This is a genomic window from Desulfotruncus alcoholivorax DSM 16058 (assembly GCF_000430885.1).
Lineage (GTDB): Bacteria > Bacillota > Desulfotomaculia > Desulfotomaculales > Desulfallaceae > Desulfotruncus > Desulfotruncus alcoholivorax.
Genome location: NZ_AUMW01000057.1, coordinates 1 through 2686 on the forward strand (window position 1 = coordinate 1; position 2686 = coordinate 2686).

Below are 2686 nucleotides of genomic sequence, written 5' to 3' on the forward strand. Positions count from 1 at the left end.
GGTTCTTCCGCACTTTTGGTGCTAATTAGCAATGTTTATCCGCAAAGGGAAACAAGTTTTTTCGGATTTATAAAGCAAGGAGAACCCGTTTGCGAAGTAAATCAAACTTTGCCCTGCCAAACATTAAGCGTTTAATTAGTTTTAAACGATTATTGATTCCTTCTACAGGCCCTTGGCTCCATGACTCAGTCAAGCCAGCAAAGATAGCAGCATAATCTTTATTTAGAGAAACGGCAAAACTCTTGAGTTCAGGAATCCCGCTTTTATGTACGGCATTCAACCATGCCGGGAGAGCATGTCCAGCTCGGCAGCGCACCATAGTATGAAATTGGTGAGCAAGAGTATACCCCCGTTGCAACTCAGGAATATCCGCAAGGAGTTTAGTTAGCAGCTTTGCTATTTTTAAGGGCAATTTATGGAGTCGTGTCAAAAACCAGCATTGGAGCTTTCGTGGTTCAATTGATTTAATGTGTGTTTTAGGCTGCTCGTCATCTTTATGGTCAATGCTCTGTTGTGTTCTTATCCAGCGGGCTACAGTAGGTCGAGATCCCTGATAGCCCATAGATAAAATTTCTTCAAACAATATGCGGCTATTGTGGCAGCCATCAGCTAAGCGTTTTTGGATGTGGCCTATGTAGTTATCCAACAGCGTTTTAGAAGGTGTACGCTGGGCCGCCTGCGGGCATTGTTCTGCAGAAGCATATTTGCGAACAGTATTACGGCTGAGTTTTAAGATTCTTGCAATTTTCCGAAGGGACAGGCCTTGTTTTTTTAGGTTTTGGATCTCATCAAAACGCACCTGCCGGTTATGCTGACCCAGTGTTGGTTCAGTTGAAGAATTATCTGCAGCATGATTATGTGGTTCCACTGTTGACACGGCTTGTGACAATTTGGGTCGGAGCCTGTGAAACCAACGCTCCAAAGCGTCACCAAGATTTTTTAGCAAATGCCAGCGATCGGCTACTTGCCGTGCATTTGGTGCCCCCATTTGAGCTGCTTTAGCATAGGACTGGGAACGGTCACGGCTAATTATTTCCACGCCCGGATGGTCTTGCAACCATTGTTGTAACGTAGATGCTTGCCGATCAGGTAACAGGTCAACCACCTTATGTGTCTCCAAGTCAACAAGAACAGTACCGTAGGATTGTCCTTTTCGCCAAGCCCAATCATCTACACCTAACACGCGCGGGGTAGACATCTTAGGTTCCGGGGCTGCTCGGATAGATCGCAAAACAGTATCAGCACTGGTAGATAGCCCTAAATTGCGGGCAAGGCGGGTGGCTGCCTCAGCGCTGGTAGTCCTGCCCAAGGCAGATAACGTTTCGGTAAAACGTACGGTGCGCCGTCCATAGACCGGGACTAGTTCTGGTATCCGTTCACAAAAGATCCGTTGTTGACAGGCTCTATCAGTACAGGCGAATCGGCGGACAGTAAGTCGGATTACCACCGGAATCCCACACCAGGCTAAATCGCGCACAGTTCGTTCATAATAACTTCTGATTTTATTTGAAACTTTGCCGCAAACAGGGCATGTTGCAAAAGGACGGGTCATCTCCATTACCAAGTGGATAGACCCGGCTTCCTGCTTCATTACAGCTAATTTAATACCATGAGCCAAAGGCATAATCTGCAGGGGGTTACTCAATTTTCATGAGCACCTCCCGGAAATTTCTGGTCAAAGGATAAAGATAGATGTCCTTAATAGGTACCCGCGAAGAATTATGGTGGCGGTCGTTGCGACCACGTCCCTGTGTTTTACCTACATAAACCCAGTTACTGGCCTGATAGCTGATACCATGAAAGCGGCGTGCCTCAACAAATGTTTCCAGCAAATAGACGGGATGACCATATTTGCAGTTCCAATCTTTACCAATACGGCGGATGATTTGACTCAGAATATAGCTGGCCAGATAACGCACTTTCACCCAGGGTAAGATTAAAAAACGTGTATTATTGGTGATTAGTTGAATATTAGCTTTACGAGCTCGGGCATCCCATCCAATAAATTGATCTCTGTCAGAACATGCCCAGGCAGCTGCACCAAATAATAGACAGGCCAAGGGATTGTGTTTATAATCCCAAACCATGTATTTCATGTTTTCACCGACGGTTCCGCTCCACCCCAGGTAATGATATTGATCAAAAAAACACTTTAAAAGGCTAAGTTCCTCTTTAGCTTCAATTGGTTTAATCTGCAAAGGGAGAACGTTATCTAGTGTACCGGTGATACTGGATTTAAAATGGGGTATGTAATTAATAATCTTCTTTTCATTACCCTTCCGGCCCCACTGCTGGGAAGGGGGTAAAGTTAGGTAGCCGTGCTTTTCCAGTTTCTTAAGAAGAGCAAGACAGGCCATATCCTTCAACTGACCTTTTGCATTTCGCCAGTCCCAAAGAGCACAAATCTCTTTGGATAGTCGAGTGCGCAGCCAAGAGGGGTTAGCGTCCATTAGTTCTTTAATGAACTGGATGTCTTCAGCAGTTATTTGCCGTTCTTGGGTATTCAATATTTCGTTCATGGAAGAATTTTAGCATAATAACGTTAAGAAGACCAGCATTGTCCTATTAAGTATACATTAGCAATCTATAGGTAATTGCTCTATTTAGGAATATATCGAACTACAAAGGTGATAATGGACCAAGAAGGAGTTGCTTGGTTTCCTTGCACCAAAAGTGCGGAAGAACC

At 44.8% G+C, this 2686-nt stretch carries 2 protein-coding genes; both read right to left on the minus strand.

The features are described 5' to 3' along the window. Positions 1-67: 67 nt before the first annotated feature. Positions 68-1645: an ISL3 family transposase gene (locus H569_RS0116970; protein ID WP_051273731.1), complete on the minus strand. Its 1578-nt coding sequence runs from the start codon at positions 1643-1645 to the stop codon at positions 68-70. Next, the gene (locus H569_RS0116975; RefSeq protein ID WP_027365956.1) at positions 1638-2519 is read right to left on the minus strand and encodes a Druantia anti-phage system protein DruA; all 882 of its coding nucleotides are present in this window, start codon (positions 2517-2519) and stop codon (positions 1638-1640) included. Before H569_RS0116975 ends, H569_RS0116970 begins: the two co-directional genes overlap by 8 nt. Positions 2520-2686: the final 167 nt, after the last annotated feature.

Coding starts and splice junctions, on each gene's coding strand:
- H569_RS0116975 (WP_027365956.1), bottom strand. CDS start 2,519: ATGAACGAAATATTGAATACCCAAGAACGGCAAATAACTGCTGAAGAC.